Annotated in this window: 16 protein-coding genes and 2 pseudogenes; 11 read left to right on the forward strand and 7 right to left on the reverse strand. The window is 69.9% G+C overall.

Going from position 1 to position 16,124, the window contains the following annotated elements; genetic code table 11:
- Positions 1–16 precede the first annotated feature (16 nt).
- The 3 genes from ACQCO7_RS13680 to ACQCO7_RS13690 all read left to right on the forward strand — a co-directional run bounded on the left by ACQCO7_RS13680 (position 17) and on the right by ACQCO7_RS13690 (position 2,148).
- Positions 17–772, forward strand: a complete 756-nt coding sequence (locus ACQCO7_RS13680; RefSeq protein WP_464072093.1) for a metal ABC transporter ATP-binding protein — start codon at positions 17–19, stop codon at positions 770–772.
- Between the two features lies 1 nt (position 773).
- Positions 774–1,676 carry a metal ABC transporter permease gene (locus ACQCO7_RS13685; protein WP_464072094.1) on the forward strand — a complete coding sequence of 301 codons (903 nt, stop codon included), beginning with the start codon at positions 774–776 and terminating at the stop codon, positions 1,674–1,676.
- Positions 1,677–1,737: 61 nt separating this feature from the next.
- Complete coding sequence (locus ACQCO7_RS13690) at positions 1,738–2,148, forward strand: Fur family transcriptional regulator (RefSeq protein WP_010354829.1); 411 nt, start codon at positions 1,738–1,740, stop codon at positions 2,146–2,148.
- Here the strand turns inward: ACQCO7_RS13690 and ACQCO7_RS13695 are convergent.
- From ACQCO7_RS13695 to recO, 3 genes are read right to left on the reverse strand one after another with little or no spacing between them, the layout of a single operon-like run.
- Positions 2,145–3,476 carry a histidine-type phosphatase gene (locus tag ACQCO7_RS13695; protein ID WP_464072095.1) on the reverse strand — a complete coding sequence of 444 codons (1,332 nt, stop codon included), beginning with the start codon at positions 3,474–3,476 and terminating at the stop codon, positions 2,145–2,147. The genes ACQCO7_RS13690 and ACQCO7_RS13695 overlap by 4 nt on opposite strands.
- A gap of 40 nt (positions 3,477–3,516) precedes the next feature.
- Complete coding sequence (locus ACQCO7_RS13700; protein ID WP_464072096.1) at positions 3,517–4,383, reverse strand: isoprenyl transferase; 867 nt, start codon at positions 4,381–4,383, stop codon at positions 3,517–3,519.
- A 35-nt stretch (positions 4,384–4,418) separates the two neighbouring features.
- Complete coding sequence (gene recO, locus ACQCO7_RS13705) at positions 4,419–5,168, reverse strand: DNA repair protein RecO (protein ID WP_464072097.1); 750 nt, start codon at positions 5,166–5,168, stop codon at positions 4,419–4,421.
- A gap of 174 nt (positions 5,169–5,342) precedes the next feature.
- Between recO and ACQCO7_RS13710 the strand changes: the two genes are divergently transcribed.
- Positions 5,343–6,554: an MFS transporter gene (locus ACQCO7_RS13710; RefSeq protein ID WP_464072098.1), complete on the forward strand. Its 1,212-nt coding sequence runs from the start codon at positions 5,343–5,345 to the stop codon at positions 6,552–6,554.
- Here the strand turns inward: ACQCO7_RS13710 and ACQCO7_RS13715 are convergent.
- Positions 6,551–6,688: pseudogene (locus tag ACQCO7_RS13715) on the reverse strand (protein phosphatase); the annotation flags it as partial. The gene ACQCO7_RS13710 and the pseudogene ACQCO7_RS13715 sit on opposite strands and share 4 nt — an antisense overlap.
- A 74-nt stretch (positions 6,689–6,762) precedes the next feature.
- Between ACQCO7_RS13715 and ACQCO7_RS13720 the strand changes: the two are divergent.
- Positions 6,763–7,263: pseudogene (locus ACQCO7_RS13720) on the forward strand (SigE family RNA polymerase sigma factor); the annotation flags it as partial.
- Between the two features lie 349 nt (positions 7,264–7,612).
- Positions 7,613–8,632 carry a hypothetical protein gene (locus ACQCO7_RS13725; RefSeq protein ID WP_464072099.1) on the forward strand — a complete coding sequence of 340 codons (1,020 nt, stop codon included), beginning with the start codon at positions 7,613–7,615 and terminating at the stop codon, positions 8,630–8,632.
- Between the two features lie 19 nt (positions 8,633–8,651).
- Here the strand turns inward: ACQCO7_RS13725 and ACQCO7_RS13730 are convergent, their stop codons facing one another.
- Positions 8,652–9,347: a TerB family tellurite resistance protein gene (locus tag ACQCO7_RS13730; protein WP_464072100.1), complete on the reverse strand. Its 696-nt coding sequence runs from the start codon at positions 9,345–9,347 to the stop codon at positions 8,652–8,654.
- A 182-nt stretch (positions 9,348–9,529) separates the two neighbouring features.
- A complete protein-coding gene (gene leuA / locus ACQCO7_RS13735) occupies positions 9,530–11,251 on the reverse strand; it encodes a 2-isopropylmalate synthase (protein WP_464072101.1) in 1,722 nt (573 codons plus the stop codon).
- Positions 11,252–11,572: 321 nt separating this feature from the next.
- On the opposite strand from leuA, the gene ACQCO7_RS13740 reads away from it, so the two are divergent.
- From ACQCO7_RS13740 to ACQCO7_RS13760, 5 genes are all read left to right on the forward strand, one after another.
- Entirely contained in the window at positions 11,573–12,640 is a 1,068-nt protein-coding gene (locus tag ACQCO7_RS13740) for a M4 family metallopeptidase (protein ID WP_464072102.1), read from the forward strand.
- Between the two features lie 22 nt (positions 12,641–12,662).
- The gene (locus ACQCO7_RS13745) at positions 12,663–12,929 is read left to right on the forward strand and encodes a protealysin inhibitor emfourin (protein WP_464072103.1); all 267 of its coding nucleotides are present in this window, start codon (positions 12,663–12,665) and stop codon (positions 12,927–12,929) included.
- Positions 12,930–13,015: 86 nt separating this feature from the next.
- Positions 13,016–14,314, forward strand: coding sequence for a GH1 family beta-glucosidase (locus ACQCO7_RS13750; protein WP_464072104.1), 1,299 nt, complete (start codon positions 13,016–13,018; stop codon positions 14,312–14,314).
- Positions 14,315–14,357: 43 nt separating this feature from the next.
- Positions 14,358–14,609: a type II toxin-antitoxin system CcdA family antitoxin gene (locus tag ACQCO7_RS13755; protein ID WP_464072105.1), complete on the forward strand. Its 252-nt coding sequence runs from the start codon at positions 14,358–14,360 to the stop codon at positions 14,607–14,609.
- Complete coding sequence (locus ACQCO7_RS13760) at positions 14,606–15,004, forward strand: DNA-binding protein (RefSeq protein ID WP_464072106.1); 399 nt, start codon at positions 14,606–14,608, stop codon at positions 15,002–15,004. The genes ACQCO7_RS13755 and ACQCO7_RS13760 overlap by 4 nt, the downstream gene beginning before the upstream one ends.
- Position 15,005: 1 nt before the next feature.
- Here the strand turns inward: ACQCO7_RS13760 and era are convergent, their stop codons facing one another.
- The gene (gene era, locus ACQCO7_RS13765) at positions 15,006–15,968 is read right to left on the reverse strand and encodes a GTPase Era (protein WP_055718987.1); all 963 of its coding nucleotides are present in this window, start codon (positions 15,966–15,968) and stop codon (positions 15,006–15,008) included.
- Positions 15,969–16,124 lie beyond the last annotated feature (156 nt).

The raw sequence follows: 16,124 nt of genomic DNA on the forward strand, positions 1-16,124 counted from the left end.
TGACTTGGAGGACGGCATGACCACTGAGCCCGTCATATCCCTGCGCGGCGTGCGCGCCGAGCTGGGCTCGCGGCCCGTCCTCCGCGGGATCGACCTCACCGTGCGGCGCGGTGAGGTCGTCGCGCTGCTCGGCGCCAACGGCTCCGGCAAGTCGACGGCGATCCGCGGCGTGATCGGCCAGGTCCCGCTCAGCGCCGGGGAGATCGACCTGTTCGGCACCCCGCGCAAGCGGTTCCGCGACTGGGCGCGCGTCGGGTACGTCCCGCAGCGTACGACCGCCGCCGGCGGTGTCCCGGCGACGGTCACCGAGGTCGTCTCCTCGGGCCGCCTGTCCCGCACCCGCTTCGGCGTCCTGCGGGGGGCGGACCACGCGGCCGTACGGCACGCCCTGGAGCTGGTCGGCATGGCGGACCGGGCCAAGGACAACGTGGACGCCCTCTCCGGCGGCCAGCACCAGCGCGTCCTCATCGCCCGCGCCCTCGCCTCCGAACCCGAGCTGCTGATCATGGACGAGCCGATGGCGGGCGTCGACCTGGCGAGCCAGGAAGTGCTGGCACAGACCCTGAAGGACCAGGTCGCGGCGGGTACGACGGTCCTGCTCGTCCTGCACGAACTCGGGCCCCTGGAGCCGCTGATCGACCGGGCGGTGGTCCTGCGCGACGGCTGCGTCCTGCACGACGGACCTCCCCCGCGCGCGGTCGGCCAGCATGCCCTGCCCGGCCACGACCACGTCCACCCCCACGAGCCGATGCACACGGGACTGCTGAGCTGACATGGACTTCCTCGACTACGCCTTCATGCAGCGGGCCCTGCTCGCCGCCGTCCTCGTCGGCATCACCGCGCCCGCCGTCGGCATCTACCTCGTCCAGCGCCGCCAGGCCCTCATGGGCGACGGAATCGGCCATGTCGCGATGACCGGCGTCGGCCTCGGCTTCCTGCTCTCCTGGTCGCCGGTGTGGATGGCGACGATCGTCTCCGTGATCGGCGCGATCCTCATGGAGCTGATCCGCTGGTACGGCAAGACGCGCGGCGACATCGCGCTCGCGATGCTCTTCTACGGCGGCATGGCGGGCGGTGTGATGTTCATCAACCTCGCGCCGACCGGGTCCAACGCGAACCTCACGTCGTACCTGTTCGGGTCGCTGTCGACGGTCTCGCAGTCCGACGTCACCGCGATCTGCGTCCTCGCCGCGTTCGTCGTCCTCGTCACGCTGGGCCTGCGGCGGCAGCTCTTCGCCGTCAGCCAGGACGAGGAGTTCGCGCGGGTCACGGGGCTGCCGGTGCGCGCGCTGAACCTGCTCACCGCGATCACCGCCGCCGTCACCGTCACCGTCGCCATGCGGGTCGTCGGATTGCTGCTGGTCAGCGCGCTGATGGTGGTCCCCGTCGCCGCCGCGCAGCAGCTCAGCCGGAGCTTCGCGGCGACCTTCGCCGTCGCCGTCGCCATCGGGGTGAGCGTCACCATCGGCGGGACGATCACGTCGTACTACCAGGACGTGCCGCCCGGCGCGACGATCGTCCTGCTGACCATCGGCGCGTTCATCCTGCTCACGGCGCTCTCGGCACCCCTCGCGCGTCGGCGCGCCCGCGCGCACGCCCTCGCACAGCCCGGCGGGGATCCCGCGGAGTGCGCGATTCCGGCCACCCGGAAGACGGGCGACGGGGTCGGCGTCTGACCGGGCACAGGCCGGGCTGGCACAATGGCCCGGCAGGTGTTCAGACGTTCAGGAGGCAACGGTGACGACCGCTGGACCGCCCGTGAAGGGCCGCTCCACCCGGCAGCGTGCCGCAGTGGCGGCGGCGCTCGACGAGGTCGACGAGTTCCGCAGCGCCCAGGAACTCCACGACATGCTGAAACACAAGGGCGATTCGGTGGGCCTCACGACGGTCTACCGCACCCTCCAATCCCTCGCGGACGCCGGCGAGGTGGACGTCCTGCGCACCTCCGAAGGCGAATCCGTCTACCGCCGCTGCTCCACCGGCGACCACCATCACCACCTCGTGTGCAGAATCTGCGGCAAGGCGGTGGAGGTGGAAGGCCCGGCGGTCGAGAAATGGGCCGAGGCCATCGCGGCGGAACACGGCTACGTCAGTGTCGCGCACACGGTCGAAATCTTCGGCACCTGCGCGGACTGCGCCACGAATTAGCTCCGCTTGAAGCAGCGCTGCAATTCCGTGAAGTCGTAGAACGTGCTGTTCTTCGCCACCGGCTTGCAGTCCGCCTTGAAGGCGATCTCCTTCTCGTTGTAGAGCATCCGTACGAGGTACCGGGTGCCCTTCTGGTACACGTCCCACTGGATGTTGGCGCCCAGGGGAGCCACGTCGGCGCCCCTCCAGGGGTTGTTCCTGTACGTGTACGGCTGGCCCGGAGTTGCCGGCTTCGCGCTTTCCGGGAGGCCCATCAGGGCGGCGAGGGGGATGATTTCCTCGGCGTGAGTGAAGCGGAGTTCGGCACCCAGGGTCGAAGTGCCGGACTTCTTCGCCTTCACCTGGTCGAAGAAGTCGTCCAGCAGGACGTTCGCCATCTTGTACGTGATGTCGGAGTCCGAGAAGCCGGGGCCCTTTTCGTAGAAGTCCTCGGCGTCTCCCAGGTATCCGAACCAGGCCGCGTCGGAATGGGAGATGTACCTCTCCATACCCCAGCCCTTTCCTCCCGGGCTTTCCTGGATCATCGCGGGGGCGATGGCGTACAGGTTGTAGACGGCTTCTGCTGCGGCCACCTGGTCGGAAATGCCGTCCACGAAATCCCGCTTGAAAAGCTTGCGCAGTACGCTGACCGCCGCCTGCCTCGTCTTCGGCTGGTCCGTGATCGACTTCAGGGTCGACGCGAGGCGCTGGTCGTTCGCGAGGTACTCCTGGTACGCCTTGCCGCCCGCCGCCTTGTGGAAGTACAGGAGGTCCTTGTCGGTGCGGGTCGCGCCGATGAGCGGCTTCAACGCCGGGTCCTTCGCGGCGAGTTCACCGGCGTACGTGTTGGCGCTGTCGATCGCGCGGCCCTGGCCGGAGCTGACGACGTCGATCTTCTCGCCCTTGGCGGCGATCTCCGCGAAGAGGGACGGCACCCGGGAGGCCATCCGGTCGGCCGTGTCCCGCATCTCCTCGCGGCCCCGCCCGCTGAGGTTCCCGTACCCGACCTTGGCCATCGCCGCGAGCAGCGCGCGCACCTTGGGGCCGAACTCCTCGCCCTTGCCGGTGAGTTGACCGGACGCGGACGCCTTGTCCCACAGCGCGAGGACCAGGTCGCCGTCCTCGCTGTCGGTGGCGGCGCGGGAGCCGTGCCGGGAGACGTTCTCCGTGAAGACGGGGACGAAACCGGCGGGGACCTTGCCGTAGGAGGCGGGGTTCTGCTTCGGCGCATAGGGCGCCTTCGTGCCGTAGCTGTCGGCGTGCGCCGGCGGCCGGGACGCGGCGAGTGCCGGGGTCGCCGCGACCACTACGGCGCAGAGGGCCGCGAACGCGGGGGTTACGTGCTTCATGGGCGGATCGTCCGTGAGCCGCGTGAACCCCCGGTGGCGCTCAGGTGGCCGTCTCGCCTTCCACCGGATCGTCCTGCGACGTCCTGCCCTCCATCGCGAGGAGTTCCTCGTTCGGGATGGCCCCGCCGAAGCGGCGGTCGCGGGAGGCGAACTCGACGCAGGCGCGCCACAGGTCGCGGCGGTCGAAGTCGGGCCACAGGACGTCCTGGAAGACCATCTCGGCGTAAGCGCTCTGCCAGATCAGGTAGTTGGAGGTGCGCTGCTCGCCGCTGGGCCGCAGGAAGAGGTCGACGTCCGGCATGTCCGGGTAGTACAGGTACTTCGCGAGGGTCTTCTCGCTGACCTTGGACGGGTCGAGCTTCCCCGCCTTCACGTCCTCGGCGAGGGCCTTGGCCGCGTCGGCGATCTCCGCCCGGCCGCCGTAGTTCATGCAGAAGTAGAGGGTCAGCTTGTCGTTGCCCTTGGTCTGCTCCTGCGCGATCTGGAGCTCCTGCGCGACCGACTTCCACAGCTTCGGCATCCGGCCGACCCACCGCACGCGGATGCCGAGCGCGTCGAGCTGGTCGCGGCTCTTGCGGATGAAGTCGCGGTTGAAGTTCATGAGGAAGCGGACCTCGTCGGGCGAGCGCTTCCAGTTCTCGGTGGAGAAGGCGTACAGCGAGATGTTCCTCACACCCATCTCGACGGCGCCCTGGAGGACGTCGAGGACCTGCTCGGCGCCGACCTTGTGGCCCTCCGTGCGGGGCAGCCCCCGCTCCTTCGCCCAGCGGCCGTTGCCGTCCATCACGATCGCCACGTGCTCCGGCACCAGCTCGCCGGGGAGCTTCGGCGGGCGCGCGCCGGAGGGGTGCGGCTCCGGCGCCCGGTACTCGCGCCGCTGACGCCCCAGGATCCCGCGTACGACCATGTCCTTCTCGTCTCCCTCTACGCCTTTGCCGCGTACTAGGTCTTCTCCACGTACCGGAGTGAGCGCAGCCCCCGCTCCAGGTGCCAGTGCAGGTACGCGGACACGAGTCCGCTGCCCTCCCTGACGTGCCGGGCCTCCGCCGTGTCCGCCGCCTCCCAGTCTCCCGTAAGCAGCGCGCCCAGGAGGACCAAGGTCTGCGGGGAGGGTACGACGCTGCCGGGGACGCGGCAGTCGACGCAGATGCAGCCGCCGGACCCGACGGAGAAGAAGCGGTTGGGGCCCGGGAGTCCGCACTTGGCGCAGTCGCCGAAGCTGGGGGCGTAGCCGTTGACGGCCAGCGAGCGCAGCAGGAACGCGTCGAGGATGAGGTGCGGGGCGTGCTCGCCCCGGGCCAGCGTCCTGAGCGCGCCCACGAGGAGCAGGTACTGCTGCACCGCCGGCTCCCCCTCGTGGTCCGTGAACCGCTCGGCCGTCTCCAGCATGGCCGTCCCGGCGGTGTACCGCGCGTAGTCGCTCACGATGCCGCCACCGTACGGAGCGATGGTCTCGCTCTGCGTGCACAGCGGCAGCCCCCGGCCGACCAGTTCACTCCCCCGGGTAAAGAACTGCACATCGACGTGCGAGAAAGGTTCCAGACGCGCCCCGAACTTCGACTTTGTCCGCCGCACGCCCCGGGCGACTGCGCGTACCCTGCCATGGCCGCGCGTGAGCAGGGTGATGATGCGGTCGGCTTCGCCGAGCTTCTGGGTCCGCAGGACGATGCCATCGTCCCGGAACAGACTCATCGGGCGCCCCCACGGGTTTTCTGCCGGGGGTCCGGGGGGTGTCCCCCGGGAAGACGCAGCATGATCCGGTCCGCTTCGCCCGGTTTCTGGGTGCGTAGGACGATGCCGTCGTCGCGGAACAGGCTCATGGGTTCATTCTCGCATCGAGCGGCTTTCTGAAGGGCGGGGGCGTTGGTGGGGCGGGACTTCCGGTGGTTGTGGGGGGCCTACGCGGTCAGTGTGTTCGGTACGTGGCTGGCGTTCGACGCGTTTCCGATGATCGCCGTGCTGGCGCTGGACGCGAGTCCGGCGGCCGTGTCGGCGCTGGCCGCGGTCGGGCCGGCCGTGGGGGCGCTCGCGGCGGTGCCGCTGGGGCCGTGGGTGGAGTACCGGCGCAAGCGGCCGGTGATGGTCGCGATGGACCTCGTCCGGTGCGTGGCGCTGCTCAGCCTGCCGCTCGCGTACGCGCTCGGGGTGCTGGGGTTCGCGCAGTTGCTGCTGGTGTCGGTGGTGGTCGCCGCCGCCGACATCACGTTCACCTCGGCGAGCGGGGCGTTCGTCAAGTGGCTCGTGCCGAAAGACCAGTTGCTCGCGGCCAACGGGCGGTTCGAGTCGACGATGTGGACGGCGACGATGGTGGGTCCGCCGCTCGGGGGTGCGGCGATCGGGGCGGTGGGGCCGGTCGTGACGGTGATCGCCAACGCGGTGAGCTTTCTGCTGTCGGCGCTGGGGCTGGCGCGGGTTCGCGGCGAGGAGCCTCAGCCCTCGAAGGCGCCCGCGCTCGACTGGCGTGAGCTGCTGGAGGGCTGGCGGTACATCCTCGCGCACCCCGTCCTGCGGCCCCTCCTCCTCAACGCGATGGTGGTCAACGGCCTGATCATGGCCGGCGCCCCGCTCCTCGCGGTCCTCATGCTGGGCGAACTCGGCCTCCCGCCCTGGCAGTACGCGCTCGCCTTCGCCGTACCGTGCGTCGGCGGGCTCATCGGCTCCCGGCTCGCCCGCCGGCTGGTGCCCCGGTGGGGGCGGCGGCGGATGCTGCTGTGGTTCGGCACGCTGCGGGCGTGCTGGCCGGTGGGCCTCGCGTTCGTGGGCACCGGGGTGGCGGGGGTGGTGCTGATCATGCTGGTCGAGTTCGGGCTGATCATCTGTTCCGCCGCCTACAACACGGTCCTCTCCACCTTCCGCCTGGAGTCGACGCCGTCCGACCGCGTGACACGGGTCCTGTCGGCGTGGTCGGTCAGCACGAAGGCGGGGATCGCGTCGCTGACCGCGCTGTGGGGGGTGGTCGCGGGGGTGACGGGGACGCGGACGGCGCTGGGGGTGGCGGGGGTGGTGTTGCTGGCGACTCCGGTGATGCTGCGGGGGGTCGGGAGGTCGACGGTGGCCTCGGAGAAGGTCGCGGGCTAGAACCGGCGTACGTACCGGCTCTGCCAGGGCGCCGGTACGCCGTCCAGCACGGCCAGGCACGCCAGCGCCGTACCCGTATCCCGCCGGCCCGACGGCAGTTCCAGTACGCCCGGTGTGTCCCGTTCCCAGATCTCCGTCCGACGATTCTTTCCCGCCGGGCAACCCTTTTCGCGTTCTGGGTGGTCTGGGGGGCGAGGAGGAGTGCTTGATGCGTGACGAGCTGGAAGAGCAGTTCCAGGAGTTCGTGCGGGCGCGGTGGACGCGGCTCGTGCGGACGGCGTACCTGCTGACGGGGGACCCGCACCACGCGGAGGACCTGACGCAGACCGCCCTGGCCAAGGCGTACCGGTCCTGGCGGCGGGTCTCGCGGGCGGACAGCCCGGAGGCGTACGTCCGTCGCATGCTCGTCACCTGCAACAACGACCGCTTCCGCAAGCGCCGGGTACGGGAGTCGCTGACAGCGGCGCCGCCCGACACGATCGCCTACGCCGACCACCCCGTCGAGGACCGCGGCCCCCTTCTCACCGCCCTCGCCGAACTCCCCGACCGACAGCGGGCGGTGGTCGTCCTGCGCTACTGGGAGGACCTCTCCGAATCCGAGGTCGCCGAGGTGCTGGGCTGCTCCCAGGGCACGGTGAAGAGCCAGGCGTCGAAGGGCCTGGCGAAGCTGCGGTCACATCCAGGACTGGCCCGGACGCCGGGGGGTGGGCTCCACGGGGGTGGGCCCTCCCTGCGGGCGTCCGGGCCGGGGGAGACGGCGGGGGGTGGGCCTACTGGGGAGGCGGCGTCGAAGGGTGAACCCCACGGGGGTGGGCCCACCCGACGGGCGTCCGGGCCGGGGGAGACGGTGAGAGCGCAGGCGGTGACAGGGGACACGGCGTCGGAGCAGGCGATGCCGAGGCAGGCGACGCCGGAAGCTGACGCGTCCGCCTACGCCGGCTCTCAGGAACGGCCGGTCCGGTCGGCCGTCTCACCCGCGACACACACCCACCCCGCCTCGGCCCCCCTCGGCCCTCGCCCCCTGTCCCCCACCCCGACACTTCAGAAAGGAACCGGCGATGAGCGGTGAGCAGGACGGACGACGGAAGGACGCCGGGGACGGCGAAGCCGAGGAGTGGGTGCGGGAGTTGCTCGCCGAGGATGCGTACGCCATCAGTCCCTCGCCCGTGCCGTACCCGGCGATCCGGCGGCGGGGTGTGGTGGAGCGCAGGCGGCGGCTCGCCGTGGCGGGTGCGGTGATCGTGGCGCTCGGGGTCGCGCCGGTGGCGACGTGGGCCGTGGTGCGGGGGGACCGCGCCGACACGGTCGTGGCGGGACCGCCGGCCGGGGACTCCGGCACCCCGGGCGGCTCCAGCGCCTCGGACAGCCCCGGCGACTCCGGCAACTCCACCTCGGACAGCCCCGGAACCCTGGACAGCAGTTCCTCGTACAGCTCACCCCCGCCCACCCCTCAAGGCCCCACTCCCCCAGCCACCCCCGCCCAACTCGTCGCCGGCATCACCTTCCCCCAAGCCGCCGACGGCCTCGAAAAGTGCCTGGCCTACGAACGCTCGGGCGTCCAGCACCCCGGCGAGGAGGGCCCGGGCGAAGCCTCGGAGTACCGGATCATCCTGGCGATCCCCAGCACCGGCGACTCCAACTCCCCCGGCGACGGCATCTACGTCGTCGCCGTCAAGGAGAAGCCGACCCCGGTCCGCCTGATCTGCACCCTGCGGAACGGCAGGGCCGAGGGCGTCAACAGCAGCGGCACCGGCGAGGACGAACCCGTCCCGCTGGTCTATCCGGACATCAACAGCGGCAAGCTCTACCAGCAGTCGTTCCTCGACCGGGGCAACTGGAAACTCCCGTTCCGCTGGGGAGTCATCGGCACGTACGTCCCGGCGACGGTCACCCGGGTGACCGCCTCGTACGGTACGGATACCCCCGTAGAAGCGACCCTGGACCACGGCTGGTACGTGGCGACCGGCGTCCTGGACCGCCAGGTGACCCGGGCCCCCCACCTCAAGGGGTACGACTCCAGCGGGAAGCTGGTCTACGACTCGGACACGGACACGACGTACGAACGCACCCTGCCCTGATACCCGTACCCCGCAGGTATTACGACGGCGTCCGCGCAGCCGCCAGCAGCCGCGTGACATCCTCCGCCCCGATGGACAACGCCACCCCCACGGTCGCCAGCGTCTCCCGCTCGGCGGGCGTGTACGGCCCGTCCGCGAGGGCGATCCGCGCCCCCTGCAAGAGGATCGACTCCCGCCCCACAGCGGCGAGATGGGGCGCGAGGGGGTCCAGCGCCTCGTGCAGCTCTATGGCCAGCCCCGGCCCGCAGGGCGTCCCGTACGCCCGCCCGGTGTCCGCGGCGACCGCCTCCACGAGCGCCACCAGCTGCTCCTCCGTGCAGTCCTGGAACCCGGCGGCACGGACGGCGGCGGTGGCCGTCTCCAGGGCCGTACGGGACGACGTACCCCCCACGGAGAGGACCGCGAGGGCGACCGTGTGGACGGCGTCACGGAGCATCGCGGAGAACCGCGTGGTGGTGGGATGGTCGAGGACGTCGATGGGGAAGTGCCGACGGCAGGCGGCGCACTCGACGACGGGCCCGGTCTCACCCCTGGGCAGTACGGGTACCCCCAGGCACGTGAACCGCCGACGCCCGGTCAGCCGCTGGTAGTTGCGGTCCCCGCCGCACCCGGGACAGAAGAACTCCCCGTCCCCGACGGGCGTCCACGCGGTACGGGTCCCCAGGATGCGGGCAACCCCGGTGGCCCGGCTGTCTCGTCCCGGTCCTGGCAGCACGTCGCACCTCCGTCACCAGCGCGGCCCCATCGCCACGTCTGCGTGATGTTAGCCACATCGGACAGGTGTAGTCAGCACCTTCGACGAGACCTTCTCGTGATCTGCACCCGGGAATGGCCGATATACGCCGGAGCCCGGACCGTCGCACAGGACGGCCCGGGCCTGCGGCACAACCGGGTGAGTTACCGCGTCGCGCGGTTGACGGCGGAGACGACCGCCTTCAGGGACGCGCGGGTCGTGTTCGCGTCGATGCCGATACCCCACAGGACCTTGTCACCGACGGCGCACTCGATGTAGGAGGCGGCCTGCGCGGACGCGCCCTCGCTCATCGTGTGCTCCTGGTAGTCCAGCAGGCGTACGTCGATGCCGATGCCCTGGAGCGCGTGGAAGAAGGCCGAGATCGGACCGTTGCCGGTGCCGACCAGGGTCGTCTCCGTGCCGTCTACCTCGGCCTGGACGGTCAGCGTGTCCACGCCGTCCTTGTCGGTGGTCGACTGGCCGGCGCGCAGCTGCATCCGGCCCCACGGGTTCTCGGGGTTGGGCAGGTACTCGTCGCGGAAGACGGCCCAGATGTCGCCGCCGGTGACCTCGCCGCCCTCGGCGTCGGTCTTCGCCTGGATCAGCTTCGAGAACTCGATCTGCATCCGGCGCGGCAGGTCCAGCTTGTGGTCGTTCTTCAGGACGTACGCGATACCGCCCTTGCCGGACTGCGAGTTGACGCGGATGACGGCCTCGTAGGAGCGCCCCACGTCCTTGGGGTCGATGGGCAGGTACGGCACGGCCCACTCGATGTCGTCGACGGTGACGCCCTTGGCGGCGGCGTCGGCCTCCATCGCGTCGAAGCCCTTCTTGATGGCGTCCTGGTGGGAGCCGGAGAAGGACGTGTAGACCAGGTCGCCCACGTACGGGTGGCGCGGGTGGACCTCCATCTGGTTGCAGTACTCCCACGTACGACGGATCTCGTCGATGTCGGAGAAGTCGATCTGCGGGTCGACGCCCTGGGAGAAGAGGTTCATGCCCAGCGTGACCAGGTCGACGTTGCCGGTGCGCTCGCCCTGGCCGAAGAGGCAGCCCTCGATGCGGTCGGCGCCGGCCATCAGCGCCAGTTCGGCCGCCGCGACGGCCGTACCCCGGTCGTTGTGCGGGTGGACGGACAGGACGACGTGCTCGCGGCGGGAGAGGTTGCGGCCCATCCACTCGAAGCGGTCGGCGTGCGTGGAGGGGGTCGAACGCTCAACGGTGGCAGGCAGGTTGAGGATGATCTCGCGGCCCGGGCCCGGCTGGTAGACGTCCATCACCGCCTCGCAGACCTCCAGCGCGAAGTCCAGCTCGGTGTCGGTGAAGATCTCGGGGCTGTACTGGTAGCCGAACTCGGTCTCGGGGCCCAGCAGTTTCTCCGCGTACTCCATCACCAGGCGGGTGCCGTCGACGGCGATCTGCTTGATGTCGTCCTTGGAGCCGCGGAAGACGACCCGGCGGAAGACCGGCGCGGTCGCGTTGTACAGGTGGACGGTCGCGCGCCTGGCGCCCTTCAGCGACTCGACGGTCCGCTCGATCAGGTCCTCGCGGGCCTGGGTCAGGACGGAGATCGTCACGTCGTCCGGGATCGCGCCCTCTTCCTCGATGATCGAGCGCACGAAGTCGAAGTCGGTCTGCCCGGAGGCCGGGAAGCCGACCTCGATCTCCTTGTAGCCCATCTTGACCAGCTGGTCGAACATCCGGCGCTTGCGCTCGGGCGACATCGGGTCGATCAGGGCCTGGTTGCCGTCCCGCAGGTCGGTGGAGAGCCAGCGGGGGGCGGTGGTGATCCGCCGCTCGGGCCAGGTGCGGTCGGGGATGTCGACCTGGTCGTACTGCCCGTACTTGTGGATCGGCATCTGGCTGGGCTGCTGGCGATTCGCCATGGGGATTCAGGCTCCTCAAGGGGGTCCGGATGAACCGGCCGACACGCAACACCAAGCTCCGCGGGGAGGGAGTCGGCCTTCTTTACAGGCCCTCGCCGCGGCAGCTAAGGAGAAGCAGCCCGAAACGCATAGTGCTGCGCACTCTAGCGGAGGCACTGGTGGGGCGCGGCTCCGTCCCAGTATGCGGGACCGGTGGGACGAACGGGACGAAACGTGCGCCGTACCACACAGCGGAATCATTCACATCCCTATGTGGGGGTATTTCACCAATCATGGTTGCGGGTAGTGACAGGCACGTGACTCAGTGCCAAGGTGCCCGACATGACTCACCACGGGGGCTTCGAGCCCGTCTTCTGCACGATCATCCCGCCACACGTCCTGGACCACGTGGCCCGCCACGAGGACGCGTCCATCGCCGACCGGGTCGCGCGCACGATGGAGCGCGACTCCCTCCAGCGCACCCGCCGCCGGCTCACCGTCGAGCGCGGTCTGACGGCCGTCGCGCCCGCCGCCGGCACCGGCAAGCCGAAGCGCACCATCTACGACGCCGGCCACACCACCGACCTGCCCGGCACCGAGGTCCGCGCCGAGGGCTCCGAGCCGGGCCAGGACGCCACCGTCAACCGCGCGTACGCCGGGCTCGGCGCGACGTTCGACCTGTACCTCAACGCGTACGGCCGTGACTCCATCGACGGCAGCGGGCTCGCGCTCGACGCGACCGTCCACTACGACCGTGACTACGACAACGCGTTCTGGGACGGCCAACAGATGGTGTTCGGCGACGGGGACGGGGAGCTGTTCCTCGACTTCACCCTCCCGGTCGACGTCATCGGGCACGAACTCACCCACGGCGTCACCCAGTTCACCGCCAACCTGGAGTACTACAGCCAGTCCGGCGCGCTCAACGAGTCCGTCTCCGACGTCTTCGGCTCCCTCATCAAGCAGTACGCCCTCGGGCAGACCGCCGACCAGGCCGACTGGCTCATCGGCGCCGGCCTCCTCGGCCCGGCGATCGACCACGGCGAGGCCCTGCGCTCGATGAAGGCGCCGGGGACCGCGTACGACGACGACGTCCTCGGCAAGGACCCGCAGCCCGCGACCATGGCCGACTACGTCAAGACCAGCCGCGACAACGGCGGCGTCCACATCAACTCCGGTATCCCCAACCACGCGTTCTACCTCTTCGCCACCGAACTCGGCGGCAACGCCTGGGAGAAGGCCGGCCAGGTCTGGTACGACGTGCTGACGGGCGGGGAGTTGGCGACGGACGCCCGCTTCACGGACTTCGCGAAGCTCACGGCCGCCGCCGCGAAGGCCCGCTACGGCGACAGCGACGTCCACAAGGCCCTCCTCGACGCATGGCGCCAAGTCGGGGTGCCGACCACCTGAAATCTGTACTAGACAGGGCTCCATGCGGATTCAGGTGCGACGCACCGGCGGTTTCGCCGGCATCGAACGGTACGCGCAGCTCGACACCACCGGCCGCCCCGACGCGGCCGAGTGGCACGCCCTCGCGGAACAGGCGGTGGCCTGCGCGCGGACGGTACCCCCGGTCGGGGTGCCGGACGGGTTCAGCTACGAGATCACGGTGGACGGCAAGACCGTGTACGCGGCCGACCCCCGACTGACCGAGGAGCAACGGGCCCTGGTCTCCAGGGTGTTGAAGGAAGGGGCGTAAGAGGGAGGCGTTCCGGACGGGGGATTCCGGGACGCCTCTCCGTCAGGGCGTTGACTTCCCTACCCGTCGGTACGGATGATCCGCGCATGGCGATTGACGCAGGTAACGCGATACCCCGGTTCCCGGCGAACTTCCTTTGGGGAGTGTCGACTTCGGCGCATCAGATCGAGGGAGCCGGGGGGCGGGGGCCCTCGGTGTGGGACGAGTTCTCCGGGGTGAAGGACGGGTCCACGGCGGAGATCGCCTGCGATCACGTCAACCGGTACCGGGAGGACGTCGCGCTGCTCGCCGGGCTCGGGGTGGACGCGTACCGGTTCTCCGTGTCGTGGCCGCGCGTTCAGGCGCCGGGCGGGCTGGACTTCTACGACCGGCTGGTGGACGAACTCCTCGCGGCGGGCGTCCGTCCCGTCCCCACCCTCTTCCACTGGGACCTCCCCGTCGGCCTGGACTGGCTGGAGCGCGACACCGCGTCCCGGCTCGCGGAGCACGCGGCCGTCGTCGCCGGGCGCCTCGGGGACCGCGTACAGCAGTGGATCACCCTCAACGAGCCCGCCGAACACACCCTGCTCGGCCACGCGCTCGGCACGCACGCGCCGGGCAAGCAGCTCCTCTTCGACGCGCTCCCGGTCGCCCACCACCAGCTCCTGGCCCACGGGCTCACCGTCCAGGCCCTGCGCGCGGCCGGCGCGACCGATGTCGCGATCACCAACTCCCATGGCCCGACGTGGCCTTCGTCGGACGCCCAGCCCGACATCGAGGCGGCGGCCTTCTACGACACTCTCCTCAACCGGCTCTTCGCGGAGCCGGTGCTCCTGGGCGAATACCCGGACGGCCTGGGCGAGTTGATGCCGGGCGACGTCTCGGCCGACCTCAAGATCATCTCCGAGCCCCTCGACTGGTACGGCATCAACTACTACGCCCCCACCCGGGTCGGCGCCCCCCAGGGCGAGGAGATCAACTTCGGCGGCGTCACGATGCCGGCCGAACTCCCCTTCTCGGTACGGCAGATCGAGGGCGTCCCGACCACGGACTTCGGCTGGCCGGTGGTCCCGGAGGCCCTCACGGAACTCCTCACCACCTTCACGTCCCGCTACGCGGACAAGCTCCCCCCGATCGTCATCACGGAGAACGGCTGCTCCTACGAGGGCCTCGACGACCAGTCCCGCATCACGTACCACGCGACCCATATCCAGGCCCTGCACAGGGCGTTGGAGTCAGGCGTAGACGTACGCGGCTACTTCGTCTGGTCCCTCCTCGACAACTTCGAGTGGGCCGAGGGCTACACCCGCCGCTTCGGCCTGGTCCACGTGGACTACGCGACGCAGGAGAGGACGCCGAAGGCGTCGTACGCGTGGTACCGGGAGGTGCTGCGGGCGCAGCGGTGAGAAAAGCCGCACGGGGGTTGCCATATCGCGGTATGGTGATCGTGTGACTGCGAAAAAGATCACCATCACAGTGCCGGAAGAGCTCGTCGAGGCGGCACGGGGACTGACCTCCAATGTCTCCGGCTATGCCGCCGAAGCACTGGCGGACAGAATCCGCCACGATCTCCTCGGCGAGGCTCTCCGGCTCTACCAGGAGGAGCACGGAGCCTTCACCGCAGAAGAGATGGCTGAGGCAGACGCCCTTTTGCTCGGTACCTCGGAGTCCGACGCGTCTGCTCAGGCGGATGCCGCGTGACCCAACTCCGCACCTTGGTCCTCGACTGCGAAGGACTTAGCGCCTGGCTCACCCAAGACCGCAAGGTTCTGGGGATCATCGACAGCGCCTGGCGTCACAAGAGCCGCATCGTCGCCAGCGCGAACACCATCATCGAGGTCTCGCACGCCGGCCTGAGCATGCCCCGCCTCAACTGGGCCCTCTCACACGTGAAGATCGAACCCGTCACCGAGCAATCCGCCAAAGCCGCCGCGCGCCTCCTCAAGGAGACCGGCCTCCACGGCCACAAGTACGCCCTGGACGCCACCGTCGCCGAGACCGCCCTGCGTCAGCCCGGCCCCGTCGCCGTCCTGACCTCCGACGTGGACGACATGCGGAAACTCTGCGGTCAGCGGGTCCGCGTCATCCCGGTCTGACTCAGAACCCCAGCTTCCGCAGCTGCTTCGGGTCCCGCTGCCAGTCCTTCGCGACCTTCACGTGCAGGTCCAGGAAGACCGGCGTACCGAGGAGGGCCTCGATCTGTTTGCGGGACTTGATGCCCACGTCCTTCAGGCGGCGGCCCTGGGGGCCGATGATGATGCCCTTCTGGCTGGAGCGTTCGATGTAGATGTTCGCGTGGATGTCGAGGAGGGGCTTGTCGGCGGGGCGGTCCTCGCGGGGGAGCATCTCCTCGACGACGACGGCGATGGAGTGCGGGAGTTCGTCGCGGACGCCCTCCAGGGCGGCTTCGCGGATCAGCTCGGCGACCATGACCTGCTCAGGCTCGTCCGTGAGGTCGCCCTCGGGGTAGAGCGGCGGGCTCTCGGGGAGCATCGGGGCCAGCAGGTCCGCGAGGAGTTCGACCTGCTTGCCCGCGACCGCCGACACCGGCACGATCTGCGCCCACTCGATCCCCAGCTCCTTGCCGAGCAGGTCGATCGCGATGAGCTGCTCGGCGAGGGTCTTGGAGTCGACGAGGTCGGTCTTGGTGACGACGGCGACCTTGGGCGTGCGCTTGATCCCGGCGAGCTCCTTGGCGATGAACCGGTCACCGGGGCCGAGCTTCTCGTTCGCGGGCAGGCAGAACCCGATGACGTCGACCTCGGCCCACGTCGTACGGACGACGTCGTTGAGCCGCTCCCCGAGCAGTGTCCGGGGTTTGTGCAGGCCAGGGGTGTCGACGAGGATCAGCTGCGCGTCCTCGCGGTGGACGATGCCGCGCACCGTGTGCCGGGTCGTCTGCGGCCGGTTGGAGGTGATCGCCACCTTCTTCCCGACGAGAGCGTTCGTGAGGGTGGACTTGCCCGCGTTGGGACGCCCCACGAAGCACGCGAAGCCCGCACGGTGGGCGGCGCCGCCCGACTTCTCGGACGGCGAGGATGACTGGGAACGAACGCTCATACCCCCATTCTCCCTGATCCACGAAGCACCGCCGTACACACGAGCGCCCGGCCACCCCCACGGTGAGTTTCCGGAAACCCATTCGCAACGAAACTCCCCGGAAACACATCCGTACGCGGCCGGAAACCGGAACCGGTGACCCTCTGACGAGCCCCG

Source organism: Streptomyces saintjeani, assembly GCF_055409605.1.

Excerpts from the sequence above, each read along its gene's own strand:
- leuA (WP_464072101.1), bottom strand. The coding sequence starts at position 11,251 with ATGGCGAATCGCCAGCAGCCCAGCCAGATGCCGATCCACAAGTACGGG.
- ACQCO7_RS13695 (WP_464072095.1), bottom strand. The coding sequence starts at position 3,476 with ATGAAGCACGTAACCCCCGCGTTCGCGGCCCTCTGCGCCGTAGTGGTC.
- ACQCO7_RS13750 (WP_464072104.1), top strand. The coding sequence starts at position 13,016 with ATGGCGATTGACGCAGGTAACGCGATACCCCGGTTCCCGGCGAACTTC.
- era (WP_055718987.1), bottom strand. The coding sequence starts at position 15,968 with ATGAGCGTTCGTTCCCAGTCATCCTCGCCGTCCGAGAAGTCGGGCGGC.
- ACQCO7_RS13740 (WP_464072102.1), top strand. The coding sequence starts at position 11,573 with ATGACTCACCACGGGGGCTTCGAGCCCGTCTTCTGCACGATCATCCCG.
- ACQCO7_RS13680 (WP_464072093.1), top strand. The coding sequence starts at position 17 with ATGACCACTGAGCCCGTCATATCCCTGCGCGGCGTGCGCGCCGAGCTG.
- recO (WP_464072097.1), bottom strand. The coding sequence starts at position 5,168 with ATGAGTCTGTTCCGGGACGATGGCATCGTCCTGCGGACCCAGAAGCTC.
- ACQCO7_RS13685 (WP_464072094.1), top strand. The coding sequence starts at position 774 with ATGGACTTCCTCGACTACGCCTTCATGCAGCGGGCCCTGCTCGCCGCC.
- ACQCO7_RS13725 (WP_464072099.1), top strand. The coding sequence starts at position 7,613 with ATGAGCGGTGAGCAGGACGGACGACGGAAGGACGCCGGGGACGGCGAA.
- ACQCO7_RS13745 (WP_464072103.1), top strand. The coding sequence starts at position 12,663 with ATGCGGATTCAGGTGCGACGCACCGGCGGTTTCGCCGGCATCGAACGG.
- ACQCO7_RS13700 (WP_464072096.1), bottom strand. The coding sequence starts at position 4,383 with ATGGTCGTACGCGGGATCCTGGGGCGTCAGCGGCGCGAGTACCGGGCG.